This is a genomic window from Saccharopolyspora flava (assembly GCF_900116135.1).
Taxonomy (GTDB): domain Bacteria; phylum Actinomycetota; class Actinomycetes; order Mycobacteriales; family Pseudonocardiaceae; genus Saccharopolyspora; species Saccharopolyspora flava.
In genome coordinates, this window is sequence record NZ_FOZX01000003.1 from 435,793 (window position 1) to 451,762 (window position 15,970).

The 15,970-nt window shown below is 70.1% G+C and carries 13 protein-coding genes; 6 read left to right on the forward strand and 7 right to left on the reverse strand.

The window, feature by feature from the left end; genetic code table 11:
- Window positions 1-42 precede the first annotated feature (42 nt).
- A complete protein-coding gene (locus BM424_RS11850) occupies window positions 43-5,523 on the reverse strand; it encodes an ATP-binding protein (RefSeq protein WP_093416201.1) in 5,481 nt (1,826 codons plus the stop codon).
- Window positions 5,524-5,758: 235 nt separating this feature from the next.
- On the opposite strand from BM424_RS11850, the gene BM424_RS11855 reads away from it, so the two are divergent.
- Both BM424_RS11855 and BM424_RS11860 read left to right on the forward strand, forming a co-directional pair.
- Entirely contained in the window at window positions 5,759-6,685 is a 927-nt protein-coding gene (locus BM424_RS11855; protein ID WP_093416204.1) for a hypothetical protein, read from the forward strand.
- Window positions 6,686-6,830: 145 nt separating this feature from the next.
- Complete coding sequence (locus tag BM424_RS11860) at window positions 6,831-7,586, forward strand: DUF4352 domain-containing protein (protein ID WP_139274051.1); 756 nt, start codon at window positions 6,831-6,833, stop codon at window positions 7,584-7,586.
- 84 nt (window positions 7,587-7,670) lie between these two features.
- On the opposite strand, the gene BM424_RS11865 is transcribed toward BM424_RS11860, so the two are convergent.
- Complete coding sequence (locus tag BM424_RS11865; RefSeq protein WP_093416209.1) at window positions 7,671-8,549, reverse strand: LysR family transcriptional regulator; 879 nt, start codon at window positions 8,547-8,549, stop codon at window positions 7,671-7,673.
- Between the two features lie 163 nt (window positions 8,550-8,712).
- On the opposite strand from BM424_RS11865, the gene BM424_RS11870 reads away from it, so the two are divergent.
- The 3 genes from BM424_RS11870 (at window position 8,713) to BM424_RS11880 (ending at window position 11,896) form a co-directional block, all read left to right on the forward strand.
- On the forward strand, window positions 8,713-9,597 hold the full coding sequence (locus tag BM424_RS11870; protein WP_093416212.1) for an SDR family oxidoreductase: 885 nt from the start codon (window positions 8,713-8,715) through the stop codon (window positions 9,595-9,597).
- Complete coding sequence (locus BM424_RS11875; RefSeq protein WP_093416214.1) at window positions 9,594-10,328, forward strand: LLM class flavin-dependent oxidoreductase; 735 nt, start codon at window positions 9,594-9,596, stop codon at window positions 10,326-10,328. Before BM424_RS11870 ends, BM424_RS11875 begins: the two co-directional genes overlap by 4 nt.
- Window positions 10,329-10,438: 110 nt before the next feature.
- Entirely contained in the window at window positions 10,439-11,896 is a 1,458-nt protein-coding gene (locus BM424_RS11880) for an MDR family MFS transporter (RefSeq protein WP_245775779.1), read from the forward strand.
- A 29-nt stretch (window positions 11,897-11,925) separates the two neighbouring features.
- On the opposite strand, the gene BM424_RS11885 is transcribed toward BM424_RS11880, so the two are convergent.
- On the reverse strand, window positions 11,926-12,387 hold the full coding sequence (locus BM424_RS11885; RefSeq protein ID WP_093416219.1) for a type II toxin-antitoxin system VapC family toxin: 462 nt from the start codon (window positions 12,385-12,387) through the stop codon (window positions 11,926-11,928).
- A complete protein-coding gene (locus tag BM424_RS11890) occupies window positions 12,377-12,646 on the reverse strand; it encodes a type II toxin-antitoxin system Phd/YefM family antitoxin (protein ID WP_175548048.1) in 270 nt (89 codons plus the stop codon). Before BM424_RS11890 ends, BM424_RS11885 begins: the two co-directional genes overlap by 11 nt.
- 179 nt (window positions 12,647-12,825) lie before the next feature.
- Here BM424_RS11890 and BM424_RS11895 point away from each other — a divergent pair, with 179 nt between their 5' ends.
- Window positions 12,826-14,109, forward strand: coding sequence for an esterase-like activity of phytase family protein (locus BM424_RS11895; protein ID WP_245775780.1), 1,284 nt, complete (start codon window positions 12,826-12,828; stop codon window positions 14,107-14,109).
- Window positions 14,110-14,163: 54 nt separating this feature from the next.
- On the opposite strand, the gene BM424_RS11900 is transcribed toward BM424_RS11895, so the two are convergent.
- The 3 genes from BM424_RS11900 to BM424_RS11910 form a co-directional block, all read right to left on the reverse strand.
- Window positions 14,164-14,361: a DUF397 domain-containing protein gene (locus tag BM424_RS11900; protein ID WP_093416225.1), complete on the reverse strand. Its 198-nt coding sequence runs from the start codon at window positions 14,359-14,361 to the stop codon at window positions 14,164-14,166.
- 12 nt (window positions 14,362-14,373) lie between these two features.
- A complete protein-coding gene (locus BM424_RS11905; RefSeq protein WP_245775781.1) occupies window positions 14,374-14,640 on the reverse strand; it encodes a Scr1 family TA system antitoxin-like transcriptional regulator in 267 nt (88 codons plus the stop codon).
- Window positions 14,641-14,780: 140 nt separating this feature from the next.
- Window positions 14,781-15,878, reverse strand: a complete 1,098-nt coding sequence (locus BM424_RS11910; RefSeq protein ID WP_245775782.1) for a helix-turn-helix domain-containing protein — start codon at window positions 15,876-15,878, stop codon at window positions 14,781-14,783.
- Between the last annotated feature and the right edge of the window lie 92 nt (window positions 15,879-15,970).

A 15,970-nucleotide genomic window follows, 5' to 3' on the forward strand; every position in this document is an offset into this window, starting at 1 on the left:
CCGGTTTTCGCGGGGCGAAAACCGGGGTTTTGGGGTGTGGGGTCAGGAGAGGTGGGAGGTGATGGCGTTGATGATGCTGGGGCGGAGTTCGGCGGCGGTGACGATGGCGTCGACCGAGCCGACTTCGACTGCGCGCTGGATGCTGTGGACGCGGTCGAACTCGGCGGCGACCTCGCTGAGCTTCTCGGCGCGGACCTCGGCGCGCACGTCGGCGAGCTTGAGGCTCTGCGCCGCGCGTTCCGGGCCTTCGGCGTTGGCGACGAGCTCGTCGAGCTCGCGGACCCGGGGGTCGTTGGCCGTGCGCTCGTTGACGTCACCGGCGAAGACCACCGCCGCAGCCGGGGCGCCGCCGATGACCGAGGCGTAGGAGCCCTCGACGGCCAGGACCGTCATGTTCGGGTTCAACGCCTTGGAGAACACCACGAACGCGCCGCCGTGGTAGCGGGAGATCACGCAGAACACGATCGGGCCGTCGAAGTTGACGATGGCGCGGCCGATCTCGGCGCCGTACTCCAGCTGCAGCTTGCGCATCGACTCCGGGGAGCCGTCGAAGCCGGACAGGTTCGCCAGCACCACCAGCGGCCGGTTCCCGCTGGCCGCGTTGATCGCGCGCGCCACCTTCTTCGAAGAGCGCGGGAACAGCGTGCCCGAGGTGTAGGTGTCCGGGCCGTCGGTGGGCGGGAACCCGCGGCGGGCCACCGACTGCGACTCGATGCCCAGCAGGCACACCGGCTGTCCGCCCAGGTGGGCGTCCTGCACGACGGCGGTGTCGGCGTCGGCCATGCCCGCCCAGCGCTCCAGCACCTCGTGGTCCTGGTCGGCGACCGCGCGCATCACGGTGCGGATGTCGAAGGACTTCTTGCGGTCCGGGTTGGCGGTGGTGGAGAAGATCTCGCCCACCGTGGTGAAGTCGCTGCCGGCCAGCTCGTGCGGGAAGTCCGAGATATCGCGGTCGCTCGGGTCGCTGGTGCCCGCGCTGCGCGGCCCGGACTCGCCGGGGGCGATGTAGGTGTGCTCGTAGTGCGCCATGAGCACCTCGGCTGCGGCGCCCAGGTTCGGCGCCCAGTACTGCGCCTGACCGTTCGGCCCCATGACGCGGTCGTAGCCGCCGATGCCGAAGTTGTCCTCGGCCGAGACACCACCGGAGAAGTCCAGCGACTGCTTGCCGGTGAGCACCATCGCCGAATCCGGCGTCATCACCAGGATCCCCTTGGTGTGCATCAACATCGTGGCCTCGGCGTTCCAGTACGGCTGGGCGCCCACGTTGATCCCGGCCACCACGACGTTGATCTCACCGCCGTCCTGGGTGAACCGCACGATGCGCTTGAGCGCGGCGGCGACCCAGTCCATGTTCTCGGTGCCCGACGACATGGAGATGCGCGCACCGGCCGACAGCGCGAACCACTCCAGCGGGACGCCCATCGACTCGGCCAGGTCGATCGCCGCGATCACCCGCGCGCACTCCGGCTCCGACAGCGCGCCCAGCGCCTTGGTCGGATCACCCAGCAGCACAACGCGTTTCACGCCCTCGGGGTGCAGGTCCGTCGGCGTGCTGACGACACCGGCGACGATCGCCGCCGAGTTCTGGCCCTTCGGCCGGTCCACCGGGACCAGGGCACCGGAGTCGTCCAGGTCGTGCTCGACGAACGAACCCGAGGCGCCGGCGAGCATCCCGGTCAGCTCGTAGGGGTAGACCGTGCCGCGGTTCTCGGCCCGCAGCACCTTCTGCCGGTAGCTGTCCAGCGGCTTGATCGGCTCGGTGGAGGGCTCTTCGACCGAGATGTGCACGCCCGAACCGGGTTTCGACCCGATCCGCACCGCGACCTCGGCGAGCTCGCCGGTGTCGGCGTCGCGCTGCCGCACCAGGAACAGCACCTCTTCCAGCCCGGCCCCGGCCGCGGTCGGCAGCACGCGCTGGGCGACCACGTCGAGCTCGTCGAGCGACAGCTCGTTCGGCGGCCAGACGTAGACGACGATCCGGTTGGTCCCGGCGCGCTTCTTGGACTTGGGCTTCTGCGCCTTGCGGATCGCGTCGAGGCAGGCGGTGAGCACGCCTTCGGCGGCGGGCAGGGCGACGAGCCTGCCGTCCTCCTCCCGCAGCGGGGTGAGGTCCCGCACCTGGGCCAGCGCCACCAGCCGCTCGTCGGCGGGGTTCTCCGGCGCCACGCAGCGGAACAGGTAGACCTCCTCGTCGGAGGAGGGCAGGCGGGTCAGGTCGAACTCGCGCAGCCGCTCCAGCTGCATCCGCTCGGCGATCAGCGGGTGCAGGCCGCGGATCAGCCGTTCCTCGGCGAAGCCGTCGACGGAGGGCCGGAACGTGAAGTGGTGGTGCATCACGGCGCCGCTGGGACCGGCCACGGTGGTGGTGATCCGGTTGACGGCGGCGGGAAGCGGCTGCGCGGCGAGCACCTCGCCGAGGCGGGCGGCCATGGCGTCGGTGTCGTCGGGCTGGCCGTCCCACACCAGGTAGACGTCGGCGACCAGGTCACCGTCGGCGGCCAGCTCGCCGATGGCGCGCACGACGTCGGGCAGCGCGGCGAAGTCCACCGCGGTGCTCACCACGCGCGATCCGGCGCTGCGGTGCTCGGCGCTGACGAAGGTGCAGCCTGCGGCCTCGAAGGCACGGACCTCGTCGAGCTCCCGGTTGCCGTAGTAGCGGCGGGCCAGGACCTCCAGCAGCGGCGCCGGGTCGGTGCCCGGGCGGCCGATGCGCTGGCCGACGAGGCGGACCAGCGGTTCGGCGCTGGCGACCATCGCCGAGATGCGCTCGGCGCGGTCCGGCGCGGCCGGGTTCTCGTCGAGGTGCCGCAGGTGCTTGCGCACGCCCGCGTAGACCTCGGCGCGCTGGCGGCGCAGCATCGGCTGCGCGAACCAGCGGAACGCCACGGTGCGGGCCAGGTCGCACAGCGCGGGGAAGCGGACCTGGGTGGCGGCGACCAGGTGTTCCAGGGCGAGCCCGGCGGCCTGGCGCTGCGCGCCGGACGGCGGGGCCTCGGCCAGCCACTGCCGCAGCAGCGTGGCCACGGCCGCCTCGTCGGAGGAGGCGCGCTGCTGGGCGAGGAAGATCCGGAACACGGCTTCTTCCAGCTCAGGAGTGCGGTCGAGCTCGGTGACCCCGTAGTGGCCGAGCACCCGGGTCAGGCGTCCCTGGAAGGTCTCGGACAGCCCGGCGCGCTCGACGTCGAGGCTCTGCAGGTAGGTGTGGAAGTACTCGCGCGGGCTGTGCACCCGGGAGTCGGCGGCGGTCTCCTCGCCGACCGGCCGGTTGCGGCTGAGCTCGGAGAGGTCGGCGAACACGCCCAGCAGCTCGATCTCCTCGTCCAGCGGGCGCTTTCCCGCCTCGACGAGCTCTTCGCGGGCGCGGAGGTAGTCGTTGAGGACGCGGCGCTCGTCCTGCGGGTCGACGTCGAAGCCGAGCAGCATGCTGCGCAGGTCCTGCCGGTTGCGCTCGGCGCGTTCGGCGGCGGTGAGTCCGTCGGGGGCGCTGGGCAGTGCGAGGTCGGCGGTGTCCTCGCTGGTCTGCTCGGCGGTCTCCTCGCCGTCGCCGAGCGGTTCCAGCCGCAGCAGCGGGGCACCGGTCTCGACCTGACTTCCGGTGCGCACCAGGCATTCCCGCAGCTTCGCGCGGAACGGGGCGCGCAGCACGGTCTCCATCTTCATGCTCTCCAGCACCAGGACCGGAGCGCCTTCCTCGACCTCGGCGCCGACCTCCAGCGGGGTGGCGACGACCAGCGCGGGGGCCGGGGCGCGCAGCACGCCACCCTCGTCGCGGCTGACCCGGTGGGCCACGCCGTCGACCTCGGCCAGGCACACCGGCCCGTGGGTGTCGGTGACGACGCGGAACCGCTGGCCGTTGACGTTGAGCTGGCGGACGTGCGAGTCGAACCGCTCGACCTCGACGTCGGCGGTGTGCACGGCGGCGCCGCTGCTCGCGCTGATGCCGATGCGGAACCGCTCGTGCCCGATGCGGGCGACCTGCACGCGGTAGCCGACGCCGCGCAGCTTGAACTCCAGGGGCCGTCCGCTCTCGTGCTGGGCCTGCGGGCGGCCGCCGTGCGCGGCGGCGAGGAACCGCTGCCGCTCGACGAGCTCGGCGTCCTCGTAGGCCTCGATGCCGGCGGCGGCCAGGGCGATCGCGGAGTGCCGGTGGGCCTGGAGGTCGCCTTCGGCGCGGACGCGGTCGATCCAGCCGGTGTCGGCGGAGCCGTCGATGACCTCGGGGCGATCGAGCAGGTCGAGCACGAAGCTCTTGTTGGTGGCGCCGCCGGAGACGATGACGGTGGTCTGCGCCATCGCGCGCCGCAGCCTGCCCAGGGCCTCGTCGCGGTCGCGACCGACGGCGATGATCTTGGCGATCATGGAGTCGAAGTCGGCGGGGATGCTGTCGCCCTCGCCGACGCCGGTGTCGACGCGGATGCCCGGGCCTGCGGGGAAGTCGAGGCGGACGATCTTGCCGGGCGAGGGCGCGAAGTCGCGCTCGGGGTCCTCGGCGTTGAGCCGCGCCTCGATCGCGTGGCCGGACTCGGCGGGCGGCTCGCCCTCCAGCTTGCCGCCGGAGGCGACGTGCAGCTGGGCCTTGACCAGGTCGATACCGGTGGTGGCCTCGGTGATCGGGTGCTCGACCTGCAACCGGGTGTTGACCTCGAGGAACGCGAACAGCCGCTCGCCCGGGTGGTACAGGAACTCGACCGTGCAGGCGCCGCGGTAGTCGACCGCCACGGCCAGGCGCTCGGCGGAGGCCTTGAGCTCGCGGGCCTGCTCGGCGGTGAGCACCGGGGACGCGGATTCTTCGATGATCTTCTGGTTGCGGCGCTGCACCGAGCAGTCCCGCACGCCCAGCGCCCACGCGGTGCCCTGGCCGTCGGCGATGACCTGCACCTCGACGTGCCGAGCCCCGGTGACCAGGCGTTCCAGGAACACCGCGCCGGAACCGAAGGCCCGCTCGGCCTCCAGCCGGGTCCGCTCGTAGGCCTCGGTCAGCTCGGTCTCGTCGTGGATCACGCGGATGCCGCGCCCGCCGCCACCGGCGGTGGCCTTGAGCATCAGCGGGTAGCCGATCTCACCGGCGCTGCGGATCGCGGAGTCGAGGTCGGCGACCTCGCCGCGGCTCCACGGCGCCACCGGCACGCCGACCTCCTCGGCGATGAGCTTGGCGCCGATCTTGTCGCCGAGCTTGCGCATCGCCTCGGCGCTGGGGCCGATGAAGGTCACGCCCAGCTTGTCGCAGAGCTCGGCGAACGCCGGGTCCTCGGCGACGAAGCCCCAGCCGACCCACGCGGCGTCGGCACCGGTCTCGGTCAGGGCGCGCTCCAGCACCGCCATGTCCAGGTAGGGCCGGTCGCGGGCCAGGCCCAGGTCGTAGGTCACGTCGGCCTCGCGGACGAAGGCGGCCGCGCGGTCGGCGTCGGTGTGCAGCGCGACGGTCTCGATCCGGTCGCCGGTTTCCGCCTCGACCTCCCGCACAGCATGAATCAGCCGCATCGCGGCTTCCCCGCGGTTGACGATCGCCACACGACGGAACACCGACCAGACCTCCTAAGCTCATCGCGGGAGCAGCCGCTCCCGACCTTCAAGAACACCCTCCCGGTTACCGGCTAGTAGGGATATGTAGCCGGTGCCGCGCGGTGGGGCCGAAATTTAGTCGGGACCCACCAAACGGGAGGTCGCCCGGGCACCTCGCCGAAGCCGATCGGGGACACTCGGAGCACGCGCGCAGTGCCGTTTGCCCGGACGGGCGCGGCACCTTTCGGAGGAGCAGATGGCGTTCACCCCGCAGACCTGGCCGGGCCGGGTCATCCCGGCCGACCGGGAGCAGGCCGAGCTGGCCACCCGCAAGCTCTTCGGCGAGCTCTTCCCCGGCCACCCGGTGACCTCCCAGGCGATCGCGATCCTCAACCGCTGGTTCGACGCCGGCTGGTGCGTGGACGCGATCAAGGTCGCGCTGGACAACCTCCCGGAGGGCCGGGAGGGCTTCCAGCCCAGGCGCGGCGACCAGGAGTCGCCGGAGGACTTCCTGGTGCGGCGCCTGCGCAAGTGGTTCCGCGAGGAGGACGACGACTTCGAGCGCAACGCCCGGCTGGCCCCGCCGCGCGCCGGGCAGTCGCTGGACATGCACCTGCGCCTCAAGCGCCAGCAGCAGATCAACGACGGTCTGGTGTCCCGGCCCCGGCGGCTGACGGAGGCCGGGCAACAGGCTCGCAGGCAGGTGCGGGAGCGCGCGGGCAAGGGGCGGCCGGACCCGATCGCCCGGGCGCGCGCCCGCGACGCGCGGGTGCAGCAGGCGCTGGACGCCCTGGCCGTCGACGTGCCCCCGGCCCACGCCGGAGAGGGCGAGAACGCTCCCGACGACCGCCGCGACTCGCAGCTGGTCGCCGCCTACGCCGCCCGCACCGCGACGGTCCGGCACGACCCGACCGTCCGCCGCATCCTCGCGCGCCTCACCGAGGAACGCCGCCGCCCCAACGCCCAGGAGACGATCATCCTGCGCCGCGCGGTCCGCGCCGCCCAGCAGCGCGCCTCGCTCGGCACCCTCGCCGCGGCCACCGCCGACGCGACCAACGAGGTCCTCAACCCCGACGCGCAGCGCATCCTCACCTACCTCGACCACGCGCTGAACTCGGGGCTCACCCTCGACCAGACCCTCGCGCTCATGCACACCCAGGTCGACACCCTCGACACCCCCTGAGCCGTTCGCCGGATCACTCGTTCGGCCGAGCGGCGGCGGAGAAGTTCTCCCGAATACGAACGCGTTCCACCATTTCGCGTACGGGACACCATGTCCGGACGGTAATGTCGCGACCTCGAAGAGTAACCCCCTGAAGGAAGAGGTCATGACGACTCCGGCTTACACGCCTCCCTCCGCTCCGGTGCAGCCTCGCAACGGAATGGGAACCGCCGCACTGGTTCTGGGCATCATCGCCCTGCTGCTGGCCTGGATCCCGCTCATCGGTTTCATCGGATTCATCCTGGGCGCGCTCGCGATCGTTCTGGGGATCATCGGCATCGTGCGCGCCCGCAAGGGGCGTGCGACCAACCTCGCCGTCGCGGCCGTCGGCACCGGGTTGGGCGCCGTGGCGTTCGTCCTCAGCACGGTGGTGTTCGGGTTGTTCGCCACGGCGGTCAACGACCAGATCAACGCTCCCGGAAGCGTCGTCGGCACCGGCATCACGCCCGGCTCGCCGCCCGCCGTACCGGGCACGCCGCCGACCGTCGCGTTCGGGCAGGGCCACACCTGGGGCGGCGGCGAGACCATCGCGATCTCCGCTCCCCGGGAGTTCACCCCGGACAACCCGTTCCTGCAGGCGTCTTCGGGCAAGCGGTTCGCGGCCGTGGACGTCACCGTCCACAACGGATCCAGCCGGCCGTACCAGGTGATGATGGCGCAGCTGACCGCTCAGCACTCCGGCCGCGTCGCGCAGGAGAACTACACCGCGGGCGATCCGCTGCCCAACACCGAGGTCCCGCCGGGTGGCGAGACGACCTTCACCAAGGTCTGGGAAGTCGACGAGCAGCCCGGCGAGCTCCAGGTCTCGGTCAAGCCGAACCCCGTCGCGGGCCAGACGGTGTTCTTCAATGGCGAGTTCTGATCCCACGCCTCACCCTGGGTGGGGGAAGTTTTCATGAAAACTTCCCCCACCCGGGAGAACGAATCCTCAGCGCAGCACGGGGTTTCACACCTCGGGGCCGGTGATGTGCTCCTCGGCGAGGCGGGCGAAGTCGGTGATCAGCCGGTTGCGCTCGCCCGCTCGGGTCGCCAGCACCACGTGGCTGGGTTCGACGTCGACGAGCGGGATCGCCACCAGGTCGGGACGCATCCGCGCGACCGCGCGCACCGCGACCACCACCGCTTGGCCGGAGGCGACGGCCTCGAACTTCTCCTCCAGCGCGGTGATGCTGGGCCCGGCGGGGGCGGTGCTGCCGTCGGGGCGGGGTTCCAGCCGCCAGTACGCGGTCCAGGCGCCGTCGGCACCGGGGATCTGCGGCATCGGCTCGTCGGCGATGTCGGCGAGGGTGACCGAATCCCGTTCGGCCAGGCGGTGTTCGCGCGAGACCACCACGGCGCGAGGCTCCTGGTAGAGCAGCGTCACGCGCAGCCCGTCGGTGGGGAACGGCAGTCGCGCGACGACGGCGTCGGCGCGGTGGTCGAGCAGCGCGGTATGCGGTTCGGTGAAGTCGATGTGCTTGGTCCGCACCTCGGCGTCGGGGTGCAGCCGTCGCATCGCCCGCGCCGCCTCGGTGATGATGAGCCCGTTGGCGTAGCCGAGGACGATGCGGTGGGGTCGCGCCGCCGCGCGTGCCTCGGCCGCCGCGCGGGCGGCCGAGCGCAGCAGCGACTTGGCGCGCGGCAGGAAGGCCTCCCCCGCTTCGGTCAGGACCGTGCCGCGCGGTGTCCGGTCGAGCAGCCGCGCCCCGAGCTGCTGTTCGAGGCGGCGGATCTGCCTGGACAGCGACGGCTGGGCGATGCGCAGCTCGTCGGCGGCCCGCCGGAAGTGCTGGTGCTCGGCGACGACGGTGAAGTACCGGACCAGCCGCAGGTCGAGGTCGGTCATGCTTTCAGGCTATCCCGCTCACACCCGCAGATGCCTTCGATCAGGATTCTGAACTGCTGTGATGCCTGTTCTGCATGTCGGATTCCGGAACAGGACTTGGACGTCGCGCGATGCCCGGGCGCACTCTGGAGCCATCCGATGAGCACGTTCCGGGAGTGAGCACATGCGAGTCTTCGTCACCGGCGCGACCGGCATGGTCGGCACCGCCGTCATCCGCGAACTGCACGCCGCCGGGCACGAGGTGCTGGGGCTCGCGCGATCGGAGGCCGCCGCGGCGAAGCTGACCGCCGCGGGCGTGGCCGTCCACCGCGGTTCCCTCACCGACCTCGCCGGCCTCCGCGACGGCGCGACCCGAGCCGACGCGGTGATCCACACCGCGTTCGTCCACGACTTCACCGACTTCGAGGCCTCCGTCGCCACCGATCGCGCCGCCGTGGAGGCGCTGTGCGAGGCGCTCGTCGGGTCGGACAAGCCGCTGCTGATCACGTCGGGAACTCCGGGCGACGGGTCCGACGAGGACACCGTGCCGCCGCTGGATTCCCCGGTGGCGGGACGTTTCGTCACCGAGGAACTGGCGCTGTCCTACGTGGAACGCGGCGTGCGGGTGGCGATCGTGCGGCTGCCGCGCTCCGTGCACGGTGAACCCGACACCAACGGGTTCGTCCCGATCATGATCGAGGCCGCGCGCAGGTCCGGTTTCTCCGCCTACATCGACGACGGGACGAAGAACTTCTGCGCCGTGCACCTGCTCGACGCCGCCCGCCTGTACCTGCGGGTGCTGGAAGCGGCGCCCGCCGGGGTCCGCGCGCACGCGGTGGGCGACGGGGCGATCCCCGGCCGCGAACTCGCCGAGACCATCGGACGACGGCTGGACCTGCCGACGAAGTCGCTGCCCGCCGCCGAAGCGGCGGACCACCTGGGGTTCGTCGGCCTGATCATCTCCACCGACCAGAGCACCTCGGCCGAGGCCACCCGCGCCCGCTTCGACTGGGAGCCCATCCACCCCGGCCTCCTCGCCGACCTCGAACAGGACCACTACTTCGCATGACCACCCCCAACGACACCCGCCGCGCGCTCGGACCGGTCGGGGTCTACCTGCCGGTGGAGTTCGCCGACATGCCGCCGATCTCCGAACAACGCGAAGCCGCCCAGCGCCTGGAACGGGCGGGCTACACCGCGATCTGGGTCAACGAAGTCCTCGGCAAGGACGCGTTCACGCAGGTCGCAGCCTTGCTGGCGGCCACCGACCGGGTGGTGTTCGGCACCGGGATCGTCAACATCTGGGTGCGCGAGCCGCAGACCGCCCACGCGGCGGCCGCGACCCTCGCCGAGGCCTACCCCGGCCGGTTCGTGCTGGGGCTGGGCGTGGGGTACCCGGAGCAGGCCCGAGCGGTCGGACGCGAGTTCGGCTCGCCGGTGGCGACGCTGCGCGACTACCTGAGCCGGATGTCGGAGCCCGGAGCCGTCCCCGCTCCGCGTGCGCGTTATCCGAGGATCATCGGGGCGATGGGCCCGAAGCTGACCGCGCTGGGTGCCGAGATGGCCGACGGCACGTTCCCCGCCATGCGGACACCGGAGTACACCGCCGAAACGCGGAAAGCGCTGGGCCCGGACAAACTCCTGATCGTCGGCATCGACAACGCCGCACAACCCCAGGAGGTCGCCGACCAGGTCCGGCAACATCGTGATGCCGGAGCCGATCACGTGGTGCTCATGTCCTCCGCGCGAGTCGGACTCGCGGCGCGAACGGAAGAACTCGCCCAACTCGCCCCGGAATAGCTCGATCACGTTTTTCCCACGATCACAACGGTTCTCGTGGAGAAGTGGGGAATTCGTGAATCGGGATCGACTCCTGGAATATTTCCGCGCCCCGGTGTCTTATGGAGTTCGTGCCCGCTTCGTCTTCCGCTGTCGGGCTGCGCTCCGAGCGCGGCCCCATCCTGCTCGCACTGATGTTGTCCACCGCTCTCGTGGCGCTGGACGCGACGATCATCGCCACCGCGTCGTCCACGATCGCGCGCGATCTCGGCAGCTTCGCGCAGGTCCCGTGGCTGTTCTCGGCCTACATGCTGGCCCAGGCGGTGAGCACGCCGCTGTTCGGCAGGCTCGCCGACGTGCTCGGCCGCAAGCGGCTGATGCTGGCCGGCGTCGGGTTCTTCCTGGTCGGGTCGGTGCTGTGCGGCGCGGCGTGGTCGATGCCCGTGCTGATCGTCGGCCGCGTGCTGCAGGGCTTGGGCGCGGGCGCGGTGATGCCGGTCTCGCTGACCATCGCCGCCGACATCTACACGCTGCAGGAACGCGCGAAGACCCAGGGCTACCTGGCGTCGGTGTGGGCGATCTCCTCGGTGGTCGGCCCGACGCTGGGCGGCGTGTTCAGCGAGTTCGTGAGCTGGCGCTGGATCTTCTGGATCAACCTGCCGCTGTGCTTCGCTGCGGCGACGATGCTGGTGCTCAAGTACCACGAGTCGCCGCGCGAGGGCGACCGCGAGCCGATCGACTACCTGGGCGCGACGCTGCTGACCGCCGGCAGCACGCTGATGCTGCTGGGTCTGCTGGAGGGCGGCACCAGCTGGGCGTGGCTGTCGGTGCCGTCGGTGGCGATCTTCGCGGCGGCGGTGCTGCTGCTGGCCGGGTTCGCGGTGCACGCGCTGCGCTCCTCGCACCCGATGCTGAACCTGCGGCTGCTGCGCAACCGGGTGGTGGGCGTGCCCACGGCGATCGCGCTGCTGGTGGGCGTGATCGTGCTCGGCCTGTCCACCTACGTCCCGATCTACGCGCAGGGCGTGCTGGGCGTCGGCCCGCTGATCGCCGGGTTCGCGCTGGCCGCGATGACGGTGGGCTGGCCGCTGGCGGCGACCAACGCCGGTCGCGTCTACCTCGCGCTCGGGTTCCGGTGGACGGCGCTGATCGGCGCGTCGTTCGTGACCGTCGGCACCGCGCTGACGCTGCTGCTCGGCGAGTCCTCGACGGTGATCACGGTCGGGATCTTCACCTTCGTGGTCGGCATCGGGATGGGCCTCACCGCGGTCCCGACGCTCATCGCCTCCCAGTCGTCGGCCCAGTTCAGCGAGCGGGGCGCGGTGACCGGGATCAACATGTTCGCCCGGTCGCTGGGCTCGGCCGTGGGCGTGGCGATCTGCGGTGCCATCATCAACGCCCGCACCACCGCCTCCGCCGACGGAACCCCGTCCGGACCAGGCCTGATGGACGCGCTGCACGTCGTGTTCGGGCTGCTGTTCCTCGTCGGAGCGACCCTGCTGGTCCTGGCCTACTTCATGCCCCACGACCACCCCGCGGAGCAGAGCGCGAAAACCGATCAAACCGACCAAACCACGACGTCGGTCTGACGGTCACAGCAGGCTGCTTCAGGGCTCGGTCACGTCGTGCCGAGGGCAACCCGCGGCCTAGTGACGGGACTAATCGTGAGCAGGTCGTCCAAGCCCTTGAAGTCGTCGGGGTTAGTCGTGAAGAGCGGAAGCCCCTCGGCAATTGCGATCGCTGCGATCATGAGGTCAGCAACCCTCCGTCGAGGCTTGCGGCCCGCACTGACGACCGCTGCTGAGACTCTCCCGTAGATGCGAGCGGCCTCAGCATCGAAGGGGATCGGATCGAACTCGTTCTCAGCCCGCTGCAGGACCTCCATGCGTCGAGCTCGTTCAGCGTGCTCGTCGTAGTCATCCTGCTCCGCATTGCTGCGCACCTGACTCGGGCCAGCCGACAGTTCGGCCAAAGTGATCGCGGTGATGGCCATCTCAGCAGGAAGCTCATCGACGTTGATCCACCGACGCAAGACCATGATGTTGGTGTCGAGGATTCCCTGCTGGTGCTCAGCGGGCATAGGGGTCGTCCAACTCCTGTTCAGCGATGGTGTCCTGGTCAGCGCGGAATGCTTCCAACGAGACATCGGGCGCGGCACGTGACATTGCCGCGAACTCGCTTCGAGAGACGAACCGGCGACGGCGCCGCAGTGGAATCAGCTCGCCGATTTCATGCCCGTCTCGGGTGACTGTGAATGCCTGTCCGCCCTGGACAGCATCCATGATCTCTTTGGATCTCGTGCGCAAGTCGCGCTGGGTGATGTCGGGTTGAACGGTCATGTCATCGATGCTACCCGCATGTGCCACCTGGTGCCACCTGATAGCACATGATTGTTTACCGCGTTGCGTCGAGCACACCGATACCCAGATGCCGCCTCGAGGAACATCCCGAAGCACGTCGTTCATGGTTATCCGGGTGTTCACCGTGGCATTCATGTTCTGGGGAAAGACTGCGCCGCATGAATCGTCTCGTGGTCGTTTCGGTGTCGAGTGCGCTGGTCGTGGGGTTGGTGACGTCCGGGGTCGCCCTCGCTGGTGATGACGGTGATGCCGTCGAGGTGTTCCCGACCGACCTGCCGCCGTTGGCGACGGTCGACGGGGTGAAGATCTCCGGTGGCGCCTACGGCTCGTCGCTGGCCCCGGTGCCGGGTTCGCCGGACGAGTACTTCGGCATCACCGACCGCGGGCCGAACGTGGACGGGCCGGACGACGTGAAGGTCGAGCCGATCCCGGACTTCACCCCGCAGATCGGGCGCTTCCGGCTCGTCGACGGCAAGGCCGAGTTCCTCGGCACGATCCCGCTGCGCGCCGCCGACGGCACCCCGTACTCGGGGCGCCTCAACAGCGAGGCCGGCACCGGCGAGACGATCGTCGACCGCGACGGCACGCCCCTCGACCCCGACCCGAACGGCTACGACCCGGAGGGCCTGGTCGCGCTGCCGGACGGCTCGTTCTGGATCTCCGACGAGTACGGCCCGTTCCTCACCCACTTCGGCCCCGACGGCCACGCCATCGAGCGCGTCTCGCCGTTCGACGGCGGCCTTCCCGCCGAGCTCGCCCACCGCACCCCGAACCAGGGCATGGAGGGGCTGACGATCACGCCGGACGGTCGCACGCTGGTCGGGATGATGCAGTCGGCGCTGCAGCAGCCCGACCTCACCGCCGAGCAGGACGAGGTCACCGCGACCCGCATCGTCACCTACGACCTGGTCACCAAGGCCACCCGCGAGTTCGTCTACCTGCTCGACGACCCGAAGGAGAACGGGGGCGCGGTCAGCGAGATCACGGCGCTCAGCGACAGCACGTTCCTCGTCGACGAGCGGGACGGCGACTTCGGTCCCGGTGCGTACAAGAAGCTGTTCACGATCGACCTCGCCGGCGCCACCGACGTCCAGGGCCGCGACGTCGACGGCAAGAGCATCGAAGCCCACGTCGGTGCGAAGAACACCGCCGACGCCGCGAGGTCCCTGGCCGACGCCGGCATCAAGCCGGTGGCGAAGGACCTGTTCCTCGACCTCGACGCCGTGATCACCGACGCCGGGGTCTTCAACCACGACAAGATCGAGGGCGTCGCGACCCGGGACGGCGGCCGCACCCTGATCATCAGCAACGACAGCGACTTCGGCATCGACGGCGTCACCAACGACACCCCGCCCTACCAGCTCAAGCCCAAGACCCTCCCCGACGGCACCCAGGACGACGGCGAGTTCCTCAAGATCGACACCACCAAACTCGACGACTGACGTCTCGTGGGGGTGGGGGAAGTTTTCATGAAAACTTCCCCCACCCCCATCGCACTACGCCCGGTCGAACCGCCCCTGCTGAACACCGTCCAGGAACGTGCCCCAGGCGGAGGCGCCGAACGCGAGGTGCGCCAGGTCCGGGTGCTTCGAGTCCCGTGTCCGCACCCATTTGCCGGTGAAAGCGACCTCGACGCAGTTGTTGTCGGGCGCACTCCTGCTGCTCTTCCGCCAGTGAAGACCCTCTCCGGACACGCATGTCTCCTTTCAAGCCAACCTGTCAGCGAGCCCCGAGATGAGCGCTGCTGAATCCCTCGCAGACAACGCGAGTTTACGCAGGTTGACCAAGGCTTCCTCCGCATCAGTGAGATAGCGGGGCTCTTCCAGATACGCGGTCGCGCCCCGGTTCTCGAGGAAGACCAAGTCCTGATGGCCGCCGAACTCCAGAAGCACGAACGGCCCCGACATCCCGGCGTGCGCTCCTAATGCCGCAGGCAGCACCCGAACCTCAACGTTCTCCCGAAACCGCGGCATTCGTCGGGTCAAAAACTGCGGTATTTGTCGGGTCGAAAACCGGAGTTTTTGACCCGAGGGGACAGCAGTGTTCGGAATTCGGACGGCAGACCCTGAGATCGGGTGTGAGAGCAGGCGAAGTCTTGTGCTGTTCAGGCGTCTCACAGCAGCTTCGAGATCGCGTCGAGGCGGGTGTCGGTCCTGATCGAGGGCATGATCGCCGCGTGGTGTTGCGCTCGTGCCACCGCGTCGCGCGCTGCGTCGAGATCGCCGGTGCGGGCGTGTGATTCGGCCAGCCACGTCAGGTAGAGCGCGACCTCCCTGGCGTGCTCGGCCGGGTACTGCGCGACGGCGTGGGACAGCAACGGCTCGGCGTCGTGCGGGCGGCCGAGCTCGATCATGCAGCGACCGGCCATGACGTCGATCTCGCCTTGGTCGAGCCAGTACACCCACTCAGGCTCAGAACCCTCGGCACCGCGACGGCCGTAGGAGTCGTTCACCGCGTCCAGGGCGTGCCAGGTGGCGTGCACGTCACCGGCCTTGACCGACGCCCACGCCACGCGTTCGAGCAGCAGAGCCCGCACCACCGGAGTCGCCCCGTCCGCCCCGCGAACCGCGGTCCGCGCCAGAAGTGCTGCGTCGCGCGGGTTTCCGACATTGGCCAGCTGATAGCTCAGGCTCGACAACAGCTGAGCCGCCAGCACGCGATCACCGGCCTGCTCCGCAGCACCCACGCCCTCCAGGTACGTCCGCTGCGCGTCGGCGTATCGCCCCGCGTCGCCGGCGATCCATCCCGCGAGCTGCGCAAGTTCCCCGACGGCGGTGAACAACCGCCGCCCCACCTGCTCCGAGAAGCTAGCCGTGCCGACCAGCTCCTGGGCTTCGCCGAGCTCCTTCGCCGCAGCGGGCAACAGGTCGCGACTGCTGACCACGTCGTCGAGATGCCGCAGCTCCACGACCCGATCTTCAAGAGCCTTCGCCAGCGACACACCCACCTGCCGACCGGCACGCCGATGAACGACCATCGGCGACTCCGCCACGAGCCATTCATGAGCGATCCGCAGCGGATCACCAAAGTCGGCTTGCAGCGGCACCCCGAGGACCTGCTCGTAGGCGGTGATCACATCCGGTGCCACCGCCCGCTTTCCGGTTTCGACCATGCTCAGGTACGACTTCGCGAAGTGCGTCCGCTGAGCCATCCGCGACAGGCTCAACCCCGCCGCTTCCCGCGCCGCCCGCAGTCCAGCACCCGTTGTCATCAGCCCCACCTCGCAGTGAACGCCTGTGAACAGCCAATGCCTCATGATCACAGCTCGTTATCACGAAACTATTCACAGGCATCTTCCCCGAA

Bases quoted from the DNA above. Each gene is read 5' to 3' on its own strand.
- BM424_RS11860 (WP_139274051.1), top strand. From the start codon at position 6,831: ATGACGACTCCGGCTTACACGCCTCCCTCCGCTCCGGTGCAGCCTCGC.
- BM424_RS11855 (WP_093416204.1), top strand. From the start codon at position 5,759: ATGGCGTTCACCCCGCAGACCTGGCCGGGCCGGGTCATCCCGGCCGAC.
- BM424_RS11870 (WP_093416212.1), top strand. From the start codon at position 8,713: ATGCGAGTCTTCGTCACCGGCGCGACCGGCATGGTCGGCACCGCCGTC.
- BM424_RS11885 (WP_093416219.1), bottom strand. From the start codon at position 12,387: ATGCCCGCTGAGCACCAGCAGGGAATCCTCGACACCAACATCATGGTC.
- BM424_RS11865 (WP_093416209.1), bottom strand. From the start codon at position 8,549: ATGACCGACCTCGACCTGCGGCTGGTCCGGTACTTCACCGTCGTCGCC.
- BM424_RS11905 (WP_245775781.1), bottom strand. From the start codon at position 14,640: ATGCCGCGGTTTCGGGAGAACGTTGAGGTTCGGGTGCTGCCTGCGGCA.
- BM424_RS11875 (WP_093416214.1), top strand. From the start codon at position 9,594: ATGACCACCCCCAACGACACCCGCCGCGCGCTCGGACCGGTCGGGGTC.
- BM424_RS11910 (WP_245775782.1), bottom strand. From the start codon at position 15,878: ATGACAACGGGTGCTGGACTGCGGGCGGCGCGGGAAGCGGCGGGGTTG.
- BM424_RS11890 (WP_175548048.1), bottom strand. From the start codon at position 12,646: ATGACCGTTCAACCCGACATCACCCAGCGCGACTTGCGCACGAGATCC.
- BM424_RS11895 (WP_245775780.1), top strand. From the start codon at position 12,826: ATGAATCGTCTCGTGGTCGTTTCGGTGTCGAGTGCGCTGGTCGTGGGG.